This is a genomic window from uncultured Eudoraea sp., assembly GCF_947490415.1.
Taxonomy (GTDB): Bacteria; Bacteroidota; Bacteroidia; order Flavobacteriales; family Flavobacteriaceae; genus Eudoraea.
Window position 1 is genome coordinate 817,339 of record NZ_CANLGX010000001.1, and the last position, 25,684, is coordinate 843,022.

Sequence of the window (25,684 nt, forward strand, 5' to 3'; positions counted from 1 at the left end):
TCTTTTTAAGTAAGAAAAATGAAAGCCGAGATTAAAGATTTTATAGGCACGCTCATTGGAACCAAAATTAAAAACTGTGTACCTGTATCCGGCGGAGATATTTCCAGGGCATATGTGCTATATACAGATTCTGATCGCATTTTTTGCAAATTAAATAATTCTTCCGCAGCGAAGTCTATGTTTGAAGCAGAAGAAGAAGGTTTGAAGGCTATTGACAAAACTAAAACTGTAAAAACCCCCATCGTTTACGCTGTTAATGCTTTGGAAAAAGGGGCTTGTTTGTTAATGGAGTACGTGGCCTCCAAAAACCCGGAATCAAAGGATTTGGAAATGTTTGGTGTTCAACTTGCTGTAATGCATCAAACAAGTTCCGATTTTTATGGCTGGGATAATCCAAATTTTATCGGGAATTTACTGCAGTCCAACCACAAACATCCCAATTGGGTTTCTTTTTACGTAAAAGAACGTTTAGACTCTCAACTTCAAACTGCTGTTCGTCGCGGATTTTTAACAAAAGAAGAGGTTCCGAGCATTGATAAACTTCAATCTGTTATTAGCTCTTATTGTACAGGTATTAAACCATCTTTGTTGCATGGCGATTTATGGAGCGGTAATTACTTAATCTCCGAAAATGGCGAGCCTTATCTTATAGATCCGGCTGTATATTTTGGCCATAGTGAAATAGACTTGTCCATGTCCCGCCTTTTTGGTGGTTTTAGCTCTTCTTTTTACGCTGCTTATTTTGAAATTAATCCATCACAACCAGGTGAGTCTGATCGTATGGCAATCTATCAGCTTTATTATTTGCTAGTTCACCTCAACATCTTTGGAAAGTCTTATTACAAATCAGTAAAAGAAATCCTGCAAGTGCATTTCTGATAAAATCTGTATTGGCTTATGTGAAAATATCGCTAGCTAAATTTAGATTCTTTTAATACTTTTAAAAACAACTAAGTTTAGCAGAATGTTTTTAAGGAAATCCTATTGTATTGTCTTTTTTATAGCCCTCTTTGTTTCTGGTTGTCAAAATTCAGAAGAGCCTGTTAAGGAGAAATCAACATACACTACCTGGTCTTCTTATTTAGGTGGTCCTGACAGAAATCACTTTTCCACTCTTTCCCAAATAACGAAAGAAAATGTAGATCGCCTGAAAATTGCCTGGCGATACGAGGCCCCGGATTATGGACAAATGCAAATGAATCCTATAGTTGTAGACACCATTTTATATGGCGTTACGGCGGCTCTAAGGGTAGTTGCCCTCCAGGCTGAAACCGGTAAAGAAATCTGGCGATATGGTGATTCTTTGCAAATATGGCATTCAACCAGCAGGGGTGTTTCTTATTGGGAGGAGGGGGAAGATAAACGAATTCTGTTCACAAAAGGGCCTGAATTATTTGCACTGAATGCCATCACCGGAAAACCCATTACCGAGTTTGGAGTTAATGGCAAGGTTGATATGCATATAGGCATGTCAGAAACGGCAAAAGATAAGTTTGTTATATCAAATACCCCCGGGACTATTTTTGAAGACCTTATTATTATGCCACTAAGGGTTTCTGAGGATGTGGGCGCTGCGCCAGGGAACATTATGGCTTTTAATATTAAAACAGGAAACCTTGAATGGGTTTTTCATACCATTCCTCTCTCGGGGGAGGCGGGCAACGAAACCTGGGAGGATAAAAACCCTTTGGTTGGAGCGGCAAACAATTGGGCCGGGATGGCGGTTGATGAAGCCAGGGGTATTATTTACGTGCCTACAGGTTCTGCAGCTCCGGATTTTTATGGAGGCATCCGAAAAGGAAGTAATTTATTTGCCAATTGCCTGCTGGCGTTGGATGCAAAAACAGGCAGGCGACTATGGCATTTTCAATTCACACATCACGATATTTGGGATCGGGACCCGCCGGCGCCTCCTAATTTAATTACTATTACCAGAAATGGTAAAAAAATACCGGCCGTGGCCCAGGTTACAAAACAGGGCTATGTATATGTTTTTCACAGAGAAACCGGTGATCCCTTGTTTGATATCGATGAAGTGCCTGTCCCCGCCTCCTCCCTAAAAGGGGAAAGGTCCTGGGAAACACAGCCATTTCCGGTTTCGCCTAAGCCCTTTGCGCGTCAGTCTTCAGAGTTGACAGAAAATGATGTCAACCCTTATTCCAAAAACCAGGATTCACTTAAAGCTATTCTCAATAACGCGGATAAGCGTATTTATGCCCCGCCCAGCCTCAAGCCGGTTTTGCTTTTCCCGGGATATGATGGTGCGGCCGAATGGGGAGGTGCTTCGGCAGATCCGGAAGATGGAATATTATATGTTAATTCCAATGAGATGCCCTGGATAATGGAAATGGAAGAAAACAAACCTGCTCCCGAAGATCTTCCCTATGGAGAAAGTGTTTATCAAAAATACTGTGCTGTTTGTCACCAAAAAGACAGGGGTGGTATGGCTGCTAGCGGATTTCCCTCTTTGATAAATATTGGTGATAAATTAAGTAAAGAAGAATTGCTTAATCAAATTAAACTTGGAAAAGGTATGATGATCGGTTTTCCGCAGCTAACATCAATCGAAAAAGAAGGTCTTATTAGTTTCCTGATGGACGAGGATGATAAAAAAGAAGTAGGGTCCAACCTTCCTGCATCGGAAGACATTCCATATAAACATAAGGGGTACAATAAGTTTTTGACAAGTGATGGCCTTCCGGCTATTTCACCTCCATGGGGAACCCTCCATGCAATTGATCTCAATTCAGGGGAATTTATCTGGTCTGTACCTTTCGGGGATACTCCCGAATTAAAAGAACAGGGATACCCAACAACCGGAACAGAAAATTATGGGGGTGCCGTGGTTACAGAAAATGGTCTGTTATTTATAGGTGCTACAAAAGATGGTTACTTCAGGGTGTTCGACAAACACAACGGAAAGGTTCTTTGGGAATTTAAATTGCCTGCTGCGGCTTTTGCAACACCGGCAATGTATCAGGTTAATGGGAAACAGTATATTGCTATTGCCTGTGGAGGTGAAAAGTTGGGGACAGAGAAAGGGAATCAGATAGTGGCGTTTTCTTTAGAATAGTGTGGCCCATTTTTAAAAAGCCACCATTAATATCGCCTGAATTAAATTTAAGTGGCTTGGCTTATAAATATATAAAAAGTGTGCTATTTTTAAACCTCCGGAATTATAGCTTTCTTTAATTCTTTGTGTAAAACGAACTGAATATGGAAAAAATTAAAATCCTTGTTGTGGGTTGTGGAAATATGGGTACCAGCCATGCCCGTGCATACCACAAATTACCGGGTTTTGAAATTGTCGGATTGGTTAGCAGAAAACCCCAAAGCCGTGAGCGGCTTTCTGATGAATTGGGTGGCTTGCCTAAATTTGGTGATTTTAAAAAGGCTTTGGCCACTACCAAACCCGATGCTGTAGCCATAAGTACTTATCCCGACACCCACGCAGCCTATGTTAGAGAAAGTCTGATGGCGGGGGCTCATGTTTTTGTTGAAAAACCCATAGCCTTAACCGTTGAGGAGGCAGAAGAACTTGTTGAATTAGCTAAAACAAAAAAGAAAAAATTAGTTGTTGGTTATATTTTAAGGGTTCACCCAGCCTGGACAAAATTTGTGGAAACTGCACAAACCCTTGGTAAACCACTTGTAATGCGAATGAACCTTAATCAACAAAGTTCTGAAGAGCAGTGGTATACGCATAAACAACTAATGCAGTCGATGTCGCCAATTGTTGATTGCGGGGTGCATTATGTTGATATTATGTGTTTAATGACAGGGGCGCAACCCGTAAGCGTAAGCGCTATTGGAGCCCGGTTAACCGAAGAGATAGATACTGATATGTATAATTACGGGCAGTTGCAGGTGCGTTTTAATGATGGTTCTGTTGGTTGGTATGAGGCCGGTTGGGGCCCTATGATTAGTGAAACGGCTTTTTTTGTAAAGGATGTAATTGGGCCCAAAGGCTCCGTTTCTATTGCGGATGAAAAAAAGGGAGATTCAGATGATATTGAAGGGCATACCAAAACGGGGGGGCTGATTTTACATTTTAGTGAGCTGGATGAAAATGGAAAATTTATTAAAAAAGATAGGTTGCTTAGTACTGAAGATGAACCGGATCACGATGGGCTTTGTTTATTAGAGCAGGAATATTTCTTAAAATCTATTCAAAGAGATCTTGACCTGACCAATCATTTATCCGATGCTGTTAATAGCTTAAAAATTGTTCTTGCGGCTGATAAATCTTTTAGAACTGGCGAAACAGTTCATCTATAAGACTGTTTATTTAGAAATTAAGCTATTCTTTTACCATAAGAATATGCGGAATATCATCTTCTAAATACGTTTCTCCAACAGCTATAAAGCCTAATTCGCTATAGAATTTCTGCAAATAGGTCTGTGCCGAAAGATAAATTGTGGTCTCTTTAAAATTATCCTTAATGGCATCAATTGAAGCCAGCATTATTTCTTTTCCATACCCTCCTTGCCTTTCTGATTTCCTAACTACCACGCGCCCTATACTGGCGTGCTCCATATAATCCCCCGGTCTGAAAATTCGGGTGTAAGCTATTATTTTATTATTCTTTGATCCTATAACATGCAAAGCCTTGACGTCTTTTCCGTCCATGTCCTGATATACACAATCCTGCTCCACCACAAAAACCTCAGTCCGCAATTGAAGAATCTGATATAATTCCAGTTTACTTAGTTCTTGAAAAGATTTTGTGTTGATATTCATTAGTTAATCCTGTACAATAACTTTTTTGCTATCGCATTTTCCATATTCGGGCTGTATGTTCAAATGGCTTATACCAAATTTATGATAGACTTCTTCTTCTATTTTTTCCAATATCAGATCAAATTCTGAAAGGTTTATATCTTCATCAAAATCGATGTGTGCTTCCAGGTGTACCTCATCTTCATTTAGTTGCCAGACATGTACATGGTGTACATTTTTTACAGGTCGTATTTTGGTAATAGCAGATACTATTTGTTGAACCTCTATCGTGTTCGGGGTAAAAAGCATTAAAACTCTGGTAGATGTCTTTAACAGATCATACCCCATATAAATAAGGTATAGCGCAATTAATATGGTTAAGATCGGATCTACCCAATAAAACTCGTAAAACTTCATCAATATGCCCCCAATAAGCACTGCAACAGACGCCATCATATCTGTAAATAAATGGAGGTATGCAGATTTCATATTCATATTTACTTTAGCATCCTTCTTAATTAAAAGAACACTAAATCCATTGGCTAAAATCCCTAATAGTGATAACCAGATAACTAAATTCGATTCAATCTCAACCGGATTTACAAATCGTTCAACAGCCTCTTTGATTAATATTATAGCGACTATTATCAAGGTTGAAGAATTAACAAAAGCAGCAATTATTTCCGCCCTCTTATATCCAAAGGTCTTTCTAACAGAGGCTTTCTTTTTTGATAATAAAGTAGCTACATAACTTATAATCAGGGAGACGACGTCGCTAAAATTGTGGAGGGCGTCTGATAATAAAGAGAGACTGCCAGAAATTATTCCGCCAATTGCCTGGGCAACGGTTATTAAGATATTCAGGAATATTGTAATAATAAGATTCCTTCCTTTTAAATCCTTATGAGAATGGGAATGATTATGAGAATGGGAATGGCTCATTTAATTACTTTAAGAACAGGGAATTTTTTCAATCCTTCGTTCATGTCTCCCTCCTTCAAATTTTGTGTTGAGAAAAGTTTTAACCATTTCTAAAGCCTGAGTGAGTGAAATAAAACGGGCAGGAAGACTAAGAATGTTTGCATTGTTGTGCTCTCTGGCTAATTCTACTATTTCTTTGTTCCAGCAAAGTGCAGCTCTAACTCCCTGATGTTTATTAGCCGTCATACTTGCCCCATTTCCACTACCACAAATAATAATTCCTGAATCTGCATCTCTATTTTCCACGTCAGTTGCAACAGGATGTATAAAATCCGGGTAATCTACACTATCAGTACCATCCGTACCGTGATTAATTACTTCTATACTCATCGATTTAAGAAGACCTACTATTGCCAGTTTATATTCCGTACCGGCATGATCATTACCAATTGATATTTTCATATAATATAGGTATTTAGAATTAACACAAAGTTACAAATACCTTTGTTATACCTTCTTTATAATATTGTTAACATAGTTATTTATAAAAAACCCTAAGTGTTTGGATAAGAACGTTTTGTTTATTTGTCTGATTTGTTAATAACCGGAGGATAAGAAATAAGTACTATTTTTTACAGACTGCTTAAAAAAATGCTTTACAAAACCTGTTGATATTTAGAAATTAAAATTTTTAAAACTTAATAGAAAGATATTAAAAATGAAACTGTGGTAGTTAACAGAAATAAAAAAATTAGTTGTAAGTAGTTTGTATTAAAACTAGTTATTAATAGTCGTTCATAACATACTTAAGTAATTGACTATTAGAATATATAATAATATTTAAATTGTCAATAAACTCAATTACTTGTTTATAGCAACAATCCTGCAAAAAATTTATAAGCAGTACTAACAAGCAATCATAAACATCATTTTTTTTATAAATTAATAAAACAAATAATTAATTACTTAATAAGTGTTCATATGTTATTTATCAAGTGAGTTTATCGAAATGTAATTTGTTCAATATAATGCTATGGATTATAATTCGTAATTTTCCACGCAAATAAAGATTTAATGTCGAAGAAAAAGAAACGTGCAAAAAGCCACAAAAAAAATGAAATTACCAAGGGTATATTTAATGTCCTTGAAAAGGAGCCATCAAAAAGCTTTAATTATAAACAAGTTGCCTCTAAACTTGATCTTATTGATACTGAAAGTAGAAATTTATTAATTAGAAGATTAGGTGAATTAAAAAATGAAAAACGAATCCTGGAAAATACACGAGGTAAATACCAGGCAATAACAAATGGGGAATATTACCAGGGAAAAGTAGATATTACAGCAAGGGGAAATGCTTATGTTGTGGTTGATGAATTAGAGAATGACATCTTTGTACCTTATAATAGAATAAATAGAGCATTCCACGGTGATATCGTTGAAGTAGATATACTAAATAAGAAAAGTAATAAAAAACCAGAAGGAGAAATTAAAAAAATTCTGGAGCGAAAAAAGAAAAGATTTGTTGGTATAGTAGATTTACAGAAAACATTTGCATTTATAAGACCCACCGATATAAGAATGTATACAGATATATTTATACCTCCTGAAGGTGTAGGTAAAGCAAAGAATGGGGAAAAAGTACTTGTAGAAATTATTGAATGGCCCGATAAAGCGGAATCACCCTATGGAAAAATAATTGAAATACTTGGTAAACCGGGTGAACACCACACAGAAATTCATGCCATATTAGCCGAATATGGATTGCCATCTGAATTTCCCGCTGAAGTAGAAAATTTTGCCAATACTTTAGATACTTCAATAAAAGAGGAAGAAATTTTAAAAAGAAAGGACTTACGAGAACTTCTTACATTCACAATTGATCCAAAAGACGCAAAAGATTTTGATGATGCCTTATCGTTTGAAATTTTACAAAACGGTAATTTCTCAATTGGCATCCATATTGCTGATGTTTCTCATTATCTAAAACCCGATACAGTATTGGAACAGGAAGCTTATGAAAGAGCTACCTCGGTTTATCTGGTAGACAGGGTTGTACCAATGTTACCTGAAGTATTATCTAATAATGCTTGTTCTTTACGCCCACATGAGGATAAATATACATTTTCTGCAATTTTTGAAATAGATGAACATTGTTCAGTAAAAAACCAATGGTTTGGGCGAACTGTTATAAATTCAAATGAACGATTTGCTTATGAGGAAGCCCAATATATAATAGAAACGGGCGAAGAATCTATTCCTGAGTCTGTCTCAATTCGAAATAAGGCTTATACTGTAGGTAAAGAGACTGTTTATGCTATTAACACCTTAAATAGCTTAGCGAAAAAAATGAGGATTAAAAGGATGGATTCCGGAGCTATATCATTCGATAAAGTAGAAGTTAAATTCATTCTTAACGCTGAAAACGAACCTCAGGGTGTTTATTTTAAAGAGGCTAAAGACTCAAACAAGTTAATTGAAGAGTTTATGTTATTAGCAAACCGCAAAGTAGCAGAGTTTATAGGTAAACAAAAACCAACAAAAACATTTGTATACAGAATTCATGATCAACCGGATGAAGAGAAGTTATTAGCTCTAAACAACATTATTTCACGTTTTGGACACAAGCTTAACCTTAGGGATAAAAAAGCCGTTAACAGCTCTTTAAATAAGCTTCTGGAGGACGTTAGAGGCAAGAAGGAGCAAAATCTTGTAGATACTTTAGCTATTCGAAGTATGAGTAAGGCAATTTACAGTACAGATAACATTGGGCATTACGGTTTAGCTTTTGATTTTTACTCACATTTTACATCACCTATAAGGCGTTATCCGGATGTCTTGGTACACAGGCTGTTGCAACATTATTTAGATGGCGGGCAATCTCCCAAAAAGGAAACTTATGAGGAATTGTGTAAACACTCTTCAGATATGGAAGGTTTAGCTTCCAGTGCTGAACGTGATTCTATTAAATATATGCAGATAAAGTTTATGCAAGATCATAAGGATCAAGAATTTACAGGTGTTATTTCCGGAGTTACAGAATGGGGAATTTATGTTGAGATAATTGAAAATAAATGCGAAGGCATGGTGCGTATACGAGATATAAAAGATGATTATTATACCTTTGATGAAAGGGAATATGCTATAATTGGTGAACGTACACATAAAAAGTACCAACTGGGAGATACAGTCAGGGTTATGGTTAAAAGCACAGATTTAGTAAAACGTCATTTGGATTTCTCACTTTTAGGCAAACCTGAAGAATAAATAATATTTGGAATAGAATTTGTTTATTTTCATTGATAAACACTAAAACCAACATAATGAAACAAGTAATACTTTTTGTTTTATTCCTGTTTCTTATACAGACAGTAAGACCTCAGGATGGAAAAATCAGTATGAATTTGACAAAATTCACGGAGGTTAAGGCGTTTGATGGTATATCTGTGAACTTAATAAAATCAAATGAAAATAAAGCCGTAATTACTGGAGCTAACACTGATAAGGTTAATATTGTGAATACTGATGGAATTCTAAAAATCCGTATGCAGATAACTAAAATTTTTAGTGGATACAGGACTTTTGTAAATCTTTACTATTCAGAGAATTTACTCGTAATTGATGTTAATGAAGACGCGAGAATCACCTCTGAAGAATTGATAAACCAGGAAGTAATTGAATTAAAAGCTCAGGAAGGAGGAGAACTAAAAATAAAAGCGGAGGTAGAACAAATGTTAATCAGATCTGTCTCAGGAGGAGTTATTACCACTACTGGAGCTTCAGATGTTCAGGATGTAGCTATTAATACCGGTGGTTCTTATTTAGGTAAAGAATTTAAAACAAAATTTACCACAGTTAATGTAAACGCAGGATCCAACGCAGAGATTTTTGCGTCAGATTATGTAAAGGCTACGGTAAAAGCCGGAGGAGAAGTTTTAGTTTATGGAGATCCAACAAAAATGGATGAAAAAACTGTTTTTGGAGGTAAAGTAACAAGAATGTAAAGGAATTCTATAGTTTAATGATAGAAGATATTCAGGCAGCGATACCCCTAGGTTTTTTGTTAGCCTTTATGATTGGCCCTGTTTTTTTTGTGCTACTGGAAACAGGCGCAACAAAGGGCTTTAGAGCAGGTTTGTTTTTTGATCTGGGCGTTATTCTTGCAGACATAATTTTTCTTACAATTGCTTATTTCAGTAGTTTTCAATTACTGGAGAATTTGAGCAATCAACCAGGCTTGTATGTCTTTGGGGGTGTCATTCTTCTAATTTATGGTCTTACCACCTTTTTTAACAGAGACTATGTAAGGGGGAAACCAGACATCAAACCCAGAAAAGGAGGCTATTTAAGCCTTTTTATTAAAGGCTTCTTACTGAACTTTATTAATATTGGGGTGCTTGTTTTTTGGCTGGGCGTGATTATAATCGTGGGCCCAAGTCTCGACAACGAACCAAACAGAATTATTGTATTCTTTTCAACCATGCTTGGAGCCTATTTCATTACCGATATATTTAAAATACTACTGGCTAAACAACTTCGCCGTAAGCTTACTACAGAAAGGATTCGTATGGTTAAGAAAGCCCTGGGGGTTATACTGGTTATTTGCGGACTTGTGCTTATCATTAAAGGTTTTCTGCCAAAAGACAAATTAAACATAGAAAAAGGAATAGAATATATAAGAGAGTAAAAACTCCGGATACTAAAAAACCTCTCAATAATTGAGAGGTTTTGGAGGCATCGAACGGATTCGAACCGTTGTACAAGCTTTTGCAGAGCTGCGCCTAGCCACTCGGCCACGATGCCATTTAAAGGCGCAAAGGTACTATTTTTTCTTTCTAAGAAAAAGAAACTTATTCCCTCTTTTCTTTAAGAGTTACAGTTACCATTTCTACATCTCCTTCAATAGGGGGATTCATTTTAGAAACTGAAATCACCGCCCTGCTAACGCTTTGCATTTCATTAAAAACGCGATCCAGTATTCTTTTTGCCACATGTTCAAGAAGTTTTGAACTGATTCGCATTTCTTCTTTAACGACTTTGTTAATGAATACATAATCGACAGTATCCGCCAAATTATCCGAAACACTTGCTTTTTCTAAGTCCGCTTTGATTTCTACAGTTACAAGGTAGTCGCTACCAATAATACTTTCTTCTTCCAGACACCCGTGATAGGCGTATACCCTGATATTGCTTACCGTAATTTTACCCACGTCAGTTAAGTTTTTGCAAACTTAACCTAAACACCCGAGAATTTTTAATAAGTACACCTGCAATTACTTATACCCTGGAAGAGGTCTACCCCAATTGTAATAACATGGGTACCTGTACTGAAACCGAGTATTTCATTCAATATAATCTGATAGGAGTATCCAAAATAAAAATTACTTTTCTTAAGTCCAATTAATGGCGCTATATATAATGGGCTTCCTACCTGATCATTTAGAAAACGATAAGTCACACCTGCGTAGTAATAATCTTCAAAGTCGTACCATCTGAATTTAGCATTCAAATCGGTAACAGATCGCCCATCACTTTCAAACCATTGGAAGAAAACAGAGGGCTCTATTTCAAAATTGCTTTTTTTCTTACTGAATCTATAACCTGTATAGAGATAATAATTCCTTAATTGGTTAGGTTCTGATATCGGATTAAACTTAGTTAGATCTTTGTCCAGAAGATTAGAAGCATTTGCACTAAGATAAAACTTATCCTTTCTATACAAAATACCAACATCGAAATTGTGGTTCGTTGTAGAACGGTCATCAGTAACACTAGGATCCAGACCATCAAAATTTTCAATATCTATCCTGAACTGGTTAAAATTATATGAAAGACCAAATGAAAGAAATTCGTCTTCATACCTATCCAATGTCAGGTGATGCGCGAAGGATAACCTCGCCCCCCTTTGTTTGGTTTGCCCGTTACTATCATTATAAAGAATCATACCTACCCCGGAGCGGTTGCCCACCCTGCCATCAGCAGCCAGAGACTGTGTGTCAGGAGCATCTTTTATTCCCACCCATTGCGTCAGACCATTAATTCGCACTTTAATATAGTCACCTATTCCCGCATAGGTTGGTGATATAACAAAGGGATTATCTGCCAAATACTGTGATAGCTGTGGAAGTGTAAGCTCTTGCGCACTCGAGGCAAACACACATAACAGCAGCATTGAAAATAGCAATCTATTGCGCATAATTCATAATTAGGTTAAGTTTTATCTATATAGGGTAAAATGTCCTACAAATTCTCTTTCATCACGCTCACCATTCAGCTTAATGACGTACCAATAATCTCCCGTAGGCAACTCATTGCCGTGGTATAATCCATCCCATCCGTTCGGCACTATAGTTTCCTCGGCGACTACTCTACCATAACGATCATATATTTTTATTAGTATTTCAGGATATCCTTCAATGTTATCAGGAATCCAATAATCATTTAATCCATCACCGTCAGGAGTAAAGAAATTGGGGATTTCTATATCTATAAACTCCATGAATATTTGTGCAGATACTTCACACCCATTTTCATCTATTACCGTAACTGTATAGGTACCAGTCATTGTAATATAATAGGTGTTATCTGTACCATTATTATCATCATTGAAATAGAACGTATAATCTTCAAGCCCGCCTTCCGCAATTGCGGTTATCTCATTAAGATTATTCTGTTCCAGGGTCAGCGTAAGTGGTTCAAAGGCCTGAATCTCGAAATCAACAGTTTGTACACAACCGTTAGCGTGTGAAATGGCAATAAAATGGCTACCCGGACTACTATTTCTAAAGTCAGGATTTAATTGCATATCTGCAGGGTCTGTTGAATCTAAAGCATACATAACAGAGCTAAGAACCGTTGGATCCTGCAATGTAATGTTTACATAATTTTCAGGCAGGATATCTGTACATTCATAAACAGGCTCTACCGTTGCGTTGAGATTAACTCCGCCACCCACTTCCAGAATAACCACATCCTCACAATCGTTGGCGTCTCTTACAAATATCGCATACGTTCCTTCTGCTAATCCACTGAAAGTCGGATTGTCTCCCAGATCCACAAAATCATCAATGGTATTCGAATTAAATGCGGTTCTGTAAGGTGCCGTACCACCTAAAATGGAGATTGAGATAGACCCGTTAGCCTCTCCAGAGCATACCACAGGCTCTATAGCGCCAAGGGCAATGGAAACCGGTTCAGGATCAATAATTTCAATGTACTCAACATAGAAACATTCGTTCGCGTCTTGTACAATTACTGTGTAAGTACCAGGTGCTAGATCTTCAAACCTATAATGTCCTGCCGGAAGTCCCTGGTCTGGATCTTCATCGAAGAACTGGTTAAGATTGGGCGAGATGGCATATTGATAACCTCCGCCCCCACCAGACAACATTAATGTAATTGCACCATCTTCATTACCGTTACAGCTTACGTTATCAGCCTCGTAGGTAAAGATCAGCGGTTCAGGATTGTCTATAACTACAGGTTCCTGATCTGGATTACAACCTCCCTCACTGGTAGCTATTACTGTGTAATTGCCAGGTGAAAGGTTTTCAAAGACCACATTTCGTGGATCGGTGACCGATGTCACCAGGTTTCCGTTAAGAAGCAGATCAAAGGTGTAGTTTCCAATTCCACCAACAGCATAGGCATAGATAGATGCGGTCATGGCATCTGCACAATTCACCGAAGCACTCGCATACTCTATGATCAGATCAACATCCGGAATTGGGTTGATGATTACAGGAACCTGAGTAATGGATTGACAATTATTTACATCTCTGATTGTTGCATAATGTCTTCCTTCCGTGACATTGTAAACATGTTGTGAACCACTGTTGAATGATTCCCAAACACTGGTATCTGGATTAAAGTATTCATAGGGCGCCGTGCCACCGGTGACTGTTAGGGTTACAACAGCATCATCAATACAAGTCATTGCTGTGGTAAGCTCAAGTTCGGCAAGCAGTTGGTCAGGACCATCGAGATGAATAATACTAGTTGTATCAGTACAATCCATATTATCTATTACAGTAACACTGTAATACCCTTCTCCTAAGAAATTGAATTCGTTACTTAGTTGTGGAACAGATGGGGTAAATTCTATTGTAGTTCCGGTCTCATCATAATAATTAATAAAGTAATTATAACTACCAGACCCTCCTGAAGCGGTAACAACTATGGTTCCGTCCGGATTTTCATAACAGACTGGCGCCGTTCCTACTGCATTGGCCACTATAGGAGGTGTTGGAGCAACATTTGCAGCTCCATTCCAGATACAACCCTCTGCATCGAGCACCTCGACAGTATAGCTGCCAGATGGCAGCCCTGTAAACACGTGGGCATTTACATCGTTTGCAGTGTATTGCTGACCTCCGCTATCGGTTAATGTAATATCATAAGGGAGATAACCACCTTCAGGAACCACACTTATTTCGCCTAAATTATCTGGACAGCCCGCGGCCAATAGCTCTTCAATTAAAGCATCTAACATTTCTGTTGGCGATGCTACTGTTTGTACCAGGGTGTCTTCCGGATCGCAATATGGATAATCTAGTGGTAACACACGAACTAAATAATTGCCCGCAGGAACATTAGTTATGAGCAACGGGTGTGCATTGCTGTTGTTGCCTGAAATTCCAGTAGCTGTACCATCTTCATAAAAGACCTCATAGTCGTATGCTCCGGCATACCCGGTAAAAGTAACTTCCAAAGTGCCATCAGTGTCACCGAAACAGGTAATCGGAGTAACTGCACTTAGCGCTACACTGTATTGAGGCCTTGGATCAACTTCATAGGTTATAGTTTCATAACACCCCGTTATGTTATCGGTTACTCTAATCGTATATATGCCAGGCTCCATAATATTGAATACCTGAGTATTTGAAGTAAGGTTTGGCCTCACATCAGCTGTTTCAAGCAGCTCAAAAGTAAGGTCTGTGGCTGGCGCGGTAGAATGCCCGGTAGAAGTCACAGTAATTTCCTGGCCCGTTGGGCAATCAGCTGGCCCTACGGCAAGATCCAATACAATTTGTGGTAACGGCTCAATGGTCTGTGTTGGAAGCGTGAACAAACATCCGTTAGCATCCCGAATCACAATATCAAAATTACCAGCCGTAGTTACACTATGGGTGAAAACATTTCCTCCTGTCGGAAGGTAGTTACCACCGTTTACGCTGTAGAAATAATCTGGTGTTCCGGTGCCCGCGGCAATTGTTACTTCAATGGTAGCAGCACTTTGGTTGTTAGAAGGATCACAGGCAAAAGGAACCACATTGGTAATAGCGGCATCCAGGGCTACAGGTTGATCGATTATGACCTGATCCGTTTCAACACAGTTTCTGTTGGATGTAACCGTGATGTCATAAGTGCCTGCTGGAAGACCAGTAAACACATTGGTATCCTGGGTTATGGTGGTTGTACCATCGGTTATTTCGTAAGTATAAGGAGGATTGTCATTTACCCCGGGACTGGCAGGTTCCAGGTTGATGATGATGGAACCATCAGAACCTCCTGCACAACTCACATCTGTCCAGTCTGTTGCCAACAAAGTAACAGGCGTTGGTTCTTCTAGTGAAACAGGAGCCTCTGCCACACAATTTGGAGCGCCGAGGGTATCATCCGTTACCCTTATAATATAATCTCCAAAAGCCACTCCGGTAAACTGGTTGCCGGAAGGTGCAATACCGGTAGGCGTGAGGTCTGACCTCAGCAATTCAACCGTGTTCGACCCTGAGCCTCCGGCGACGACAAATTCTATCACTCCGTCATTTGTATCACAACTTGGCTGGGTGACAGCAATTGCACTTACAACCAATTCGGGTTCAATGGTTATATTTTCAAGCTCTTGACACCCATTGGCATCGCGAATTTCAATGGTATAGCCTCCGGAAACAAGGCCGGTATAGGTGTATGGGAAACTGGAAACACTCTGGAATGCGCTTCCATTGATGCTAAGGCCGTACGGAGACACACCTGTATTCACGGCATCTAATGACACAACAATCGCAAAGCTCCCTTGTGCAGCACACTCATCTACTATGGCTAAAGAAATATCCGGACTGGTGTCAGTGTCTATTGTAACCGCTATAGGCGCATCAATAATACATCCGTTAGCATCCCTGACATAGATATCCCAGTTAAGACTTACTGTAGGATCCAGTTCTACTGTATTATCGAAAGGGAAGGTTGCGGGCACTCCGGCACCACTAACACTTGCACCATATTCATAAGGCGCAGTACCGCCAGTGGCCTGTACCGTTACCACTGCATTGGCCATGTTACAATTGGCATTCACAGTGTCTAAAAGCTGTAAAGCAAGTGGCTCGGGAGCATCAATGGTTACAAAGTTGGATTCCCCAACACACTGCGGATACGCAGTTTGTGTAATCTGTACGGAATAGATTCCGGCAGCTAATGTCGTTGCAACAGTAAAAGTGTATGGGTCAGAAACCGCATTTTCAGCTCCGGATGCTCCGGCAACAAAACCTCCGCTGCTATCCAGAACCTGATAGTTAAATGTTCCTGTATATCCAGTAATAGTTACTTCAATGATGCCGTCAGAACTGTCACTACAGGTAGCATCAGTAAGAACAGCAGCGGTAACATCCATAAGGTCATAAGGAGGTACCAAATGTTCTACAATAACAGAACAGTTTGTAACGGTGTCTACAATTTCATATACGTAGGTTCCCGGTTGTGTGAGGACAATATTAGAAGGATCTGGCACCACATTACCGCCTGGAAGCTCAAAGTAGTCGTAGTTTCCGGAACCGTCCACTGCTATAATTTCTATGATCTCAGCACCATTCATACAATCGATGGCCTGCAGCGGGTTTATTGAAGCGGTAACCTCCTGCATTACAGGAATAGGAACATCAACACTATCCGTACAGCCATTGGCATCCCGCACAACAACCGTTACATCTGGTGAGCCGAATGCCACCTGAATTGTATTGCCGCTTTGGAAATTCACTCCGTTATCAAAACTGTACAAATAAGGGCTCGTACCGGAAGGGTTGCCAAAACCATCATCGTCTATGGTGACAGTAATTGTGCTTGCAGCATCATCACAGCTAAAAGTAGTTGCCGTAGCTGAAATGGAAAGTTCACTCGGCTCACTTATTGTGACGGGGAGTGTGTCTTCACATCCTTTGGAGGAGATAACGGTTACGTTATAATTACCTTGTGCTAAACCAGTGAATACATTGGAAGCTTGGGTAGTGGCACCCCCATCCAGACTATAGCGATAAGGAGTGTCTATATTGCCCGGATCCAGGGTTACAGTAATCGAGCCGTCACTTCCGCCAAAACAGCTCACATCTGTTGCGTTTAGGGTAAAGGTTGGAATAACCGGTGCTGGCAACATCATGTCAACAGTTGTTGTACAGCCTGTAACAGTGTCTTCTACTTCAAAAGTGTAGGTTATTGAATGAGTTAGTCCACTGAACAACCCTGTAACGTTTGTTGGACCTGCAGGACTGATCTGGGTATAAGAATAGCTTCCAGAACCTCCGCTGGTGGTAACGCTTACTGCTCCCGAATTAGCTGGATCACAGTTTTCATCAACCGTAATATTGGCGGCAATAGCCAAAGGAGGATATATGGTGATGTTTTCAATTTCACCGCATCCGTTCTGATCGATTATTTCAAAGGTATGCGGCCCGGAACTCAGGTTGGATATAGTAATCACATTCCCTGCATTAACCAGTCCGGTGGCGGCCTGAGCTGCCCCACCATCTATGCGTATGGCATGGGGGGCAATACCCGCCACAACCAACGTAACATCAACACTGTAGTTGCCTTCCGCTGCAGTACACTGGTCGTTCAGCGCCACAGAGATCTGCGGCGAAGGATCAGTCGGGACCGTTACCGGATCGGACTGTATACAGCCATTGGCATCCCTGACGTATACGATATAATCCCCGCCATCAACATTAAATACATTTGCTGGACTGCCTGTCCAGGTAGCTACTGTGGGGGCCGGGTCTGTGCTCAGGGCAATCTGATACTCGTAGGGAGCAGTTCCAAATTGGCCAACTGCAGACACCTGACCGGCATTGAGGTTACAGTTGTCATTACGCTCCAGGCTTGCTGTTACCTCAAGCAGGTTAGTCGACTCTGTAATGGTGAATTGGCTTGATCCTACAGTACATCCGTCATTTGCACCACCTACTTCGGTAAGCAGTAGGTAGTATATTCCAGGAGGGAGTGATGCAAAATTGTCAACGATTACAGGTCCTCCAGGAGGGTTAACTATTGCAGAACTGGCGAAGCCTGTAGAAACATTGGATTGTGCAGTGAATATTTCGTAATCCACCCGGGTTGCCGCTGCGTCAAAATTGTCAAAAGTAAAACTCACATTTCCATCCGCAGCTCCTGTACAGGTAACATTGGCCGCCACAAGGGAATCTACCGTCATGTTAGACGGAGTATTGATGGGGGCATTAGCGGTTTCAAAATAATAACAGTTCGTACCAACATCGTATACGATAAAGGTGTAGGTAACTCCGGGAACGAGGGCTGTAAATGTAGAAGTGTCTCCTCCCGGAGCGTCAGGCCCTTGATAAGATGATGAATACGGCGCCGAATAGGTTTCAAGAATTCCGAATTGATAGTTTCCACTACCCCCGGCAGCTACAGTTACTGTTGCACTTCCTCCTGTTGCACAATCAGCGGTAAGGGCACTAACATCAATATCCAGATCACTGGGCGGCGAGGCTATAATATTTGTAGTTCGCACGGAACAGCCGTTAGCATCTACAACATCTACCTCGTAAATTCCGAACTGGAGGATGGTAAAAGTGTGGTCTTCTCCAATAATGGCATTATACTGTTGGCTAGTCCCGTTATTCCCTGTCAGGTAATAGTTATATCCTGCAGTGCCTCCTGTAAGGTTCTCTACGGTGATAGACCCTAAAGTGGTTCCGACTGCTGTACAGGTAATTGGAACCAGGTTGATATCATAGGCAATGGGGTCAGGCTCTCCAATGACAATCACCTCCATGTCTGAACAGAAATTGGCGTCTGTTACAGTAACTTCATAACTTCCTGCAGGTAGTCCGGATGTCTGGGTTCCATAGTATGTGGCGGTCGTGGTATTTACCACGGAGACGGTAAATGGCGCCAAGCCCTGGCTTGTATCTAGGTTTAATTGAATGGAGGCCCCGGCATCTCCGTTACACAGGATATCCGTGGTCTGGACCAGGGAGGTAATTACAGGTGTGGTAATAGGTTCAACAACTGCCCGAGTCAATGCCGTACACCCTTCGGCGTCCGTAATCCTGAAATCAAAGGTTCCATCAACTGCTGTGCTATAACTAAAGCTGTTTCCGGCTAATGCAACAGGTGCAGACCAGCCGCCTCCATTAATACGCACTTCATAAGAGGCATATGGGGTGTATCCGTTACTTATGGTAACATCAATAACAGCATCTAGGGAAACTGTACAATCCAGAGCCTTGCTTACTACAGCAGAGGCCTGGAGCTGGGGCTCAATGGTTTCTGTGATAATGTTGGACACACAACCATATGCATCTGTTACTTGTATATTGTAAGTTCCGGGAATAAGGTTGCTAATAGTAAAAGGGTTCCCCCCAGCAGCCGTTTGTCCACCACCATTTATGGAGTAGGTATACGGCGCTACACCGTCTGTTATGGTAACTGACAATGACGCCTGGTTTGTTGAGTCGTAACATAAATCAGATGCAGCAAAAGCGATAACAGGTGCAGCCGCAGGATCGATGGTCACGGGGCGTGTTGTTTCACATCCCTCAGCATCCCGGACATAAATGGTATAGCTTCCGGGAGCAACTCCCGTAAAAGTGTTCGAATTCTGATAGGGCACTACAATAGCAGGTCCTGCAGTATTTTCCAGCTGGTATTCGTATCCACCCCAACCATTAGTAGCCGATATTGTAATAGTGGCATCATTAATACAGGTAACCGGTGTTGCTGTAAAGGTAAAATCAAGTTCTGCAGGAGGCCCGGCAATGACCACACTGGTAGTAGTACTACAAGTAGTGGTATCATCTGTTATTGTTACGGTATAGGTGTCTGCCGGCAGACTGTTTACAGCTATAGCTGTGGTGATATTGATGTTATTTTGTAAATCAACTACGGCAGCAGCGCTGTTTTCAACTACATAACTGTAGGTAGTTGCAAAATCACTTACGGTGAAGGTAAAGGCCCCATCTGTATCCGTGAAACAGGTAATATTACTAACCAGCTGGGAAATGGCATTTACCTGGGGAATATCGGCAATGGTATAATTTTCCTGAATCACACAACCTCTGTCGTCCGTGACCTGAAACGTATAAGTTCCCGGACTTAAGTTAGTGAAAAGGTTGTTATTTCCATTAGGACCGGCACTTGAAGCTGGAGCTATAATCTCATATGTATAAGGGGCAGTTCCGTCTACAACCGAAACAGTTACATCGGCGGTAATGGCCGGACAGCTGGGGGCTGTCTGGGCAAATGTAAGATCAGTTGGCGGATTCAGCGGATCTATAACAACAGCTGGCGTTTGGGCAACACACCCATTGGCATCGCGGATGGTAATGGTATAGGTACCGGCAGTAATCCCTGTACTGAAGGTATCTGAGCCCTGCCAAAACACTCCGTCCAGGCTAAACTCATAAGGCAGGGTACCACCCGAATAATTTATTGCCTGCAGGATGGCCGAGGCATTGTCGCAACTATAATTCTGAACCACGTCTATTGTTCCCGGAATTAGGGCGGGCGGAGCAACAAGCGTTACATCCCCTGAAACTGGACACCCTTTAGCATCGGTCACAGTGTAACTATGGGGTCCGGCAGTAAGCCCGGCATAAGTGGTCTGTGTAGAAGGCGCTGAGCCGTCAAACACTATTTGATAAGGTGGTGTTCCACCAGATATTTGTAATTCAACAACCCCATCTGCACTCGCATCACACAATGGGTTGGTAACGACTTCGGTAATACTGGGCAGGGTGTTGTCCGTTACAATTACTTGGTTTGTGGTTACCGTACATGCCTGGCTGTCCGTAATTAGAAATTCGTAGGTTCCGGCGATTGTGGTGAAGAAAGAAAATGGTATACCGGGAACAGCGGTGCTGGCCTGGATAACAGATCCATCGCGTATTACTTCATAGGTAAAGGCTGGGTTTCCCCCCGTAATATCTACATTAATTTCTGCATCTGGTGTAGGGGAACAGTCCAAATCCTTGACCAGAGTTGCATTAGCCGCAAGCGTAGGGAAGACATCAATGCTGGCAGAGGCCGTACAATTTTTACTGTCTATAACTTCTATGGTATAACTCCCCGGGCCTAATCCGGTAAAATCAGGACTTGATTGATAGGCACCCCCATTGAGTCGATACTGGAATGGTGCCTCACCTCCTGAGGTAATGGTTGCGGTTAATGTAAGTCCTGTAGTGCTGTCATAACAAAGACTGTTGGCTGCAACATCCAACACGGGATTCACAATTGGGGTTAAAGCAAAGGTCTGTGTTACCTCACAACCTCCAGCATCTGTTACAATTACAGCGTAGTTTCCTGAGGTGTCTGAAAGACCAGTAAAAGAATTATTGCTTTGAGGCGCTGTTGCAACTCCACTTGGATCTACAAGTACATATTCATAGCCGCCCCATCCACCAGCAGCAGTTATTACTACATTACCGGTGACCGTACCGCTTGCAGAACAACTTAAATCTGATACATTCAGATCAGAAATAAGCAGTGCACTTGGAGGCCCCGATATGATTATATCAGTTGTGTCTGTACAATTAGTGTCATTGTCGGTAACAACAATGGTATACGTTCCTGCCGCAAGGTTGGATAGCGATATAGCAGAAGAAATTTCTCCAGTGCCACTAAAGCTCATTGGTCCTGTTACGGAGTAATCAAAGGAACTGTTAAAGCCAGTAACGGTATAGGAGATTTCTCCATTGGTGTCCCCGAAGCAGGTTACATTACTAATAAGCTGGCCTGAGACGCCGATGGGAGTAATGGGAAGAATGGTAAAGCTTTCACTGTAAGTACAGTCCGTAGCGTCCGTAACATTGAAAACGTAGGTACCCGGAATCAGGTTTTCAAATAAGGCAACATTATCAGAAATACTTGTAGGGCCCTGCACGGCAGGTGATGTGATTTGGATATCAAATGGTCCCGTACCGCCGATAATAGTTACAGTAAGATCTGAGCCAGGAGAGTCACAAGTAATCTGAGTAGGCGCAAAGATTAAATCATCTGGCCCGTCTACATCAAGAATTTCAACAGGATTCGTTTCTACAACACACCCTAGCGCATCCCTAATAAGAATAGTATAGCTTCCGGGAAGCAAGCCAATAAACATATCGTCTGTCTCCCAGTTGGCACCATTAAGACTAAATTCGTACGGGGAAACACCGCCTCCATAATTATTGGCACGGATGGTTCCTGTTTGTACACAGGTATAAGGTTGTATGAGTATTGCTTCTCCGGCAAGTTCTGTGGCCGGGCCATCAACTGAATAATAATAGGGATAGTCGCAATCAGCACTTCCCTTTCTCATATTAATTATAATGGTGTAATCACCTTGCATTAAGCCAGGAAAAAATCCTGATAAATTCGTGGCAATCGCATTGTTAATGTTAAAATTACCGTCGAAAACGTCTTGTTGAGGAATGACTTGGTCAAAAAGATAGTAGGTCAGTTGATACCCGTTATCATCAATTAGGTTCATTTGAATAGAGCCGGTAGCTTCTCCAAAGCAGGCCTGATCAATAATTGTAGGTGCCGCAAATTCTGCAGGAGGCACAAATTCTATATCTACCGAATTTGATACGGTGAAACAGCCAAATCGGTCTATTAGGACAAAGGTGTAGTTTCCTGGGGTTAGAATATCGAAAATTTCGCTTGTCTGAAATTCACTAGTAGGAATTTCTGAAGGCGAATTATAGGAGGTAATGAGGTTGTCGGTTTCATCAATATATTGCCAAATAGCATACCGGTATGGGGGCTTACCTCCTGCTGGATCAACCAGGATGTTTCCTTCCTTGCAAGTAATATGTTGTGACACCCGGGCCTCAAAAGCCAAAGTATTGCTTGCATCTACAGCAACGGTTACAACATCAGATTGTTCACAACCATCACTATTAATTCCAACAACACTATATTCGCCTTGACCTACTCCTGAAAAGGTATAGGTATCAGATGTTTGCCCGGTTACTACTTGAACCAGGGTTCCCCTGCCGCCATCAAGTCCGTCGTTTAATCTGAGCTCATAGGTATAGTCGGGTGAACCGTTAAAAAGATTGGCGGTTATGGTGGCAACCCCGGAGCAATCCACTTCTGTAGAAGCCGCAGATACCGAAAAATTACTGGTCCCAATAGGAATAGATGGTGTGCTAAAAAGACAAGCGTTTGGAATAGGATTTCCGTTATCGCCATCGAGTTGTGTCGCCTCTATCCTATAGTTTCCATTGCCAGGTATTAGAAACGAAGGCCCGTTGTTGGCGCTAAAAGGCACAAGCACCTGATCATTGTCTGCATTAATCAATTGAAATCCATAAAGACTTCCAAGGTTTGTAATAGTGATATTCCCAAAGGGCTCACAGCCAATGTCTGCCTTTTGATACAGGAGGTCTAGATCGTTCTGAAAGACATGAAAATAATGGTTTTCAAAAACCCCATTACCCAGGTTTACCCTTAAGCGATATTTGCCGTCCTGGCCTACAGGGAAGGTATTTCCAGTGGCTACTGTGTTATAGTCACAACTTTGGCTTTGATTGGTACAGTTGTCTCCAAAGTTGGTGCAGCTGTTTTCATCAAGAAGCTGCCATTCAATGGTGCTTCCGGGATAGCTTACGACAAGGTTTGCCATGTCATTTGCCCCACATAAAAAAATATGCGGCAGGTTACTTCCATCATTCGCGCAGACAACCACTTGTCCGTCTATATCATTATTCGGGGTATTTACCAGATCAATTATAGGATTGATTTGGGCCATAATGGCCTGACTGGCCAAAAAGAAAAGTACAAATAAAAAGATTAATTTTTTAAATAGTGCTTCCATCTAGGTTATTAAGTTTGGGGTTACGCGCATGATCCACATTTTGTCGTCATATGCGTTATTAAGTTTTGAGTAGTAAGATATGAGGGCGTTGTTCCAGGATTCGTGTCGCTTTAAATAAACATACCGATAGTTATTTACCGGATTTATAAAGTAACTGGCACTGAGCCCCTGGGAGTTTAATAGTTTTACAAATCGATTGGCATTTCTAGGGTTTGCAAAGACATTGGCTATAATATAATAAGCGGAGCCAACTCCTTGAATAAATTGACTTTTCGACTTTGGCTCGCCGCCTTTTACATTATCCCTTACAACAACATTCTTTTGAAGAACATCTGAGTCATATTCAGAAGATTTCTTACTAATTTTATTTGCATTTTCGGCATAGGCCTCGTTGGTATAGCGGTTATCAACATTCATTACCCATAGTTCGCCATTATAGGTTCCGTTTAATCCGGATTTGTGCGCGGCAAGTGCTTCCTTCCATGTATCGTATCTCTTTAGGTATACATACTTTAATCCGTTTTTTGGATTGTCAATATAATCAGCGCTTAACCCCTGATTATTAAGATTGTCTATGAATTTATTCAGGTAATGCTTGCCTTTGTAAACATTGGCAACTACATAGTATCCATTTTCCACACCTTCCAGGTCTCTGAATTTTTGACCTTTAACATTGTTTCGTTTAGCTTCCTGAATAAATACGTCTGCTTGAGTTTTTTTCCTGACTATAGGTTTATATTCAGTTGGACTAGGTTTCTCTACATTTTCAACAAGAGCTGTTTTGTCGTTATTAATGAAATACATTTCCCTGGCCTTTTCTTCAAGATCAGGGCGATCTCCATTGGTTTCATTGCGCACCATGCGCATAACCATCTCAAACCTTCTTTCAAGATCTTTTTCGCGATTTGTCTCTATGGAGTCCTGCCTAAAAATCAGCTCAGCAAGGATCGCGTCATTTTCTGCGAGGCGACGCTTGAGTTCTGTAATCTCTTCGTCATCAGAAGCAAGGGATTCTTCTATTGCTTCTTGTTCTTCTTCAGTATCTGCAATTGCTTCTTCATTTTCTTCCAGCATTACCCTGTCTTCTGTAAGGTTGGGAGTAAACGAGTAGGCAAAGGAAATTTCGTGGGTAGTACCAAAGTTGTCAAAACTATTTGACAGACCCTTCTCCATGGTATACCCCAGAGAGAGCCTTTTTCCAAGGTTAAAACCTATTCCGGCAGAAGCTCCGTAAAAGCTGTCGTATCCTGCTTGTATCCAACCTAATTTCGGTAAGTCGAAAATAAGATTACCACCTAAAACAATATCTTCCTGACCAACCTGTCTGACCCTGGCCAGTGGCATCAATCGGGAGTTTTCAAATACTCCGGAGTTATTTTCTAACTCATAAGTATATTGTAAATGAGCCGAGAAGGTTTTGTCCTTAAACTCGGTAATAGATTGACTTGTTTTCAGATTATAATCAAAAAGGTTTTCTGCAAAAACACCGAAATCAAACTGATCATATGAAATGTTAAAACCCGGTTGAAAGGAAAGCAGAGAACTATCCTGAAAGCCACTCAAAAGTGGATCGAGCTCTATAGGGTTGGCCCTGTTCTGATCCAAGCCGCTACTGTAATAGGATAAATTTGCTCCAAAGGTGAAATTACTTTTATCGCTTAATTTTACCCCATAAGCATAATTCGCTAATATTCCGTAATTACTAACAACTCCCTCCCTTTGTGTATACAGACTTAACCCCAGTCCGGATCTATCGTTAATCCTACCACTGTAACTAAGGAAATATAGCTGGTTATTATCATCAAAAGATACCGATTGGTTTCTATGTAAAAGATTAATATATGACAAGTCTTCACGAACTGTTGAGAAAGTCGGATTTATTAAAAACCTATTGAACTTTAATAGGTTCTGTGAAGGCACATCATAAGAAATAAAGGGATTCTCTTCCTGTGCACTTATTTTGGTAAGTGCCATGATGAACAATAACAGGTATGCGAGCTTTAGTTTCATTTTTC

The 25,684-nt window shown here is 40.6% G+C and carries 13 protein-coding genes and 1 tRNA gene; 6 read left to right on the forward strand and 8 right to left on the reverse strand.

What is annotated here, in order from left to right; genetic code table 11:
- Positions 1 to 18 precede the first annotated feature (18 nt).
- From Q0874_RS03665 to Q0874_RS03675, 3 genes are all read left to right on the forward strand, one after another.
- On the forward strand, positions 19 to 879 hold the full coding sequence (locus tag Q0874_RS03665; protein ID WP_299159496.1) for a fructosamine kinase family protein: 861 nt from the start codon (positions 19 to 21) through the stop codon (positions 877 to 879).
- A gap of 85 nt (positions 880 to 964) precedes the next feature.
- Positions 965 to 3,073, forward strand: coding sequence for a PQQ-binding-like beta-propeller repeat protein (locus tag Q0874_RS03670; RefSeq protein WP_299159498.1), 2,109 nt, complete (start codon positions 965 to 967; stop codon positions 3,071 to 3,073).
- 143 nt (positions 3,074 to 3,216) lie between these two features.
- Entirely contained in the window at positions 3,217 to 4,278 is a 1,062-nt protein-coding gene (locus tag Q0874_RS03675; protein WP_299159500.1) for a Gfo/Idh/MocA family oxidoreductase, read from the forward strand.
- A gap of 22 nt (positions 4,279 to 4,300) precedes the next feature.
- Here Q0874_RS03675 and Q0874_RS03680 read toward each other — a convergent pair whose 3' ends face one another.
- From Q0874_RS03680 to rpiB, 3 genes are read right to left on the reverse strand one after another with little or no spacing between them, the layout of a single operon-like run.
- Positions 4,301 to 4,741, reverse strand: a complete 441-nt coding sequence (locus Q0874_RS03680) for a GNAT family N-acetyltransferase (RefSeq protein ID WP_299159502.1) — start codon at positions 4,739 to 4,741, stop codon at positions 4,301 to 4,303.
- A 3-nt stretch (positions 4,742 to 4,744) separates the two neighbouring features.
- Entirely contained in the window at positions 4,745 to 5,662 is a 918-nt protein-coding gene (locus Q0874_RS03685) for a cation diffusion facilitator family transporter (RefSeq protein WP_299159504.1), read from the reverse strand.
- Between the two features lie 9 nt (positions 5,663 to 5,671).
- On the reverse strand, positions 5,672 to 6,103 hold the full coding sequence (gene rpiB / locus Q0874_RS03690) for a ribose 5-phosphate isomerase B (protein WP_299159506.1): 432 nt from the start codon (positions 6,101 to 6,103) through the stop codon (positions 5,672 to 5,674).
- A 612-nt stretch (positions 6,104 to 6,715) separates the two neighbouring features.
- Here rpiB and rnr point away from each other — a divergent pair.
- The 3 genes from rnr to Q0874_RS03705 are packed head-to-tail and all read left to right on the forward strand — an operon-like array spanning position 6,716 to position 10,325.
- The gene (gene rnr, locus Q0874_RS03695) at positions 6,716 to 8,905 is read left to right on the forward strand and encodes a ribonuclease R (RefSeq protein WP_299159508.1); all 2,190 of its coding nucleotides are present in this window, start codon (positions 6,716 to 6,718) and stop codon (positions 8,903 to 8,905) included.
- A 56-nt stretch (positions 8,906 to 8,961) separates the two neighbouring features.
- Positions 8,962 to 9,642 carry a head GIN domain-containing protein gene (locus Q0874_RS03700; RefSeq protein WP_299159528.1) on the forward strand — a complete coding sequence of 227 codons (681 nt, stop codon included), beginning with the start codon at positions 8,962 to 8,964 and terminating at the stop codon, positions 9,640 to 9,642.
- A gap of 17 nt (positions 9,643 to 9,659) precedes the next feature.
- Positions 9,660 to 10,325 carry a LysE family translocator gene (locus tag Q0874_RS03705; protein ID WP_299159534.1) on the forward strand — a complete coding sequence of 222 codons (666 nt, stop codon included), beginning with the start codon at positions 9,660 to 9,662 and terminating at the stop codon, positions 10,323 to 10,325.
- Positions 10,326 to 10,367: 42 nt separating this feature from the next.
- Here the strand turns inward: Q0874_RS03705 and Q0874_RS03710 are convergent.
- The 5 genes from Q0874_RS03710 to Q0874_RS03730 form a co-directional block, all read right to left on the reverse strand.
- Positions 10,368 to 10,441, reverse strand: a tRNA-Cys gene (locus Q0874_RS03710).
- Between the two features lie 47 nt (positions 10,442 to 10,488).
- Positions 10,489 to 10,848: a dihydroneopterin aldolase gene (gene folB, locus Q0874_RS03715; protein ID WP_299159536.1), complete on the reverse strand. Its 360-nt coding sequence runs from the start codon at positions 10,846 to 10,848 to the stop codon at positions 10,489 to 10,491.
- A 44-nt stretch (positions 10,849 to 10,892) separates the two neighbouring features.
- Entirely contained in the window at positions 10,893 to 11,834 is a 942-nt protein-coding gene (locus tag Q0874_RS03720) for a type IX secretion system membrane protein PorP/SprF (RefSeq protein WP_299159539.1), read from the reverse strand.
- Positions 11,835 to 11,855: 21 nt separating this feature from the next.
- Positions 11,856 to 23,669, reverse strand: a complete 11,814-nt coding sequence (locus Q0874_RS03725) for a T9SS type B sorting domain-containing protein (protein WP_299159542.1) — start codon at positions 23,667 to 23,669, stop codon at positions 11,856 to 11,858.
- Positions 23,670 to 25,679 carry a type IX secretion system membrane protein PorP/SprF gene (locus tag Q0874_RS03730; protein ID WP_299159545.1) on the reverse strand — a complete coding sequence of 670 codons (2,010 nt, stop codon included), beginning with the start codon at positions 25,677 to 25,679 and terminating at the stop codon, positions 23,670 to 23,672.
- Positions 25,680 to 25,684: the final 5 nt, after the last annotated feature.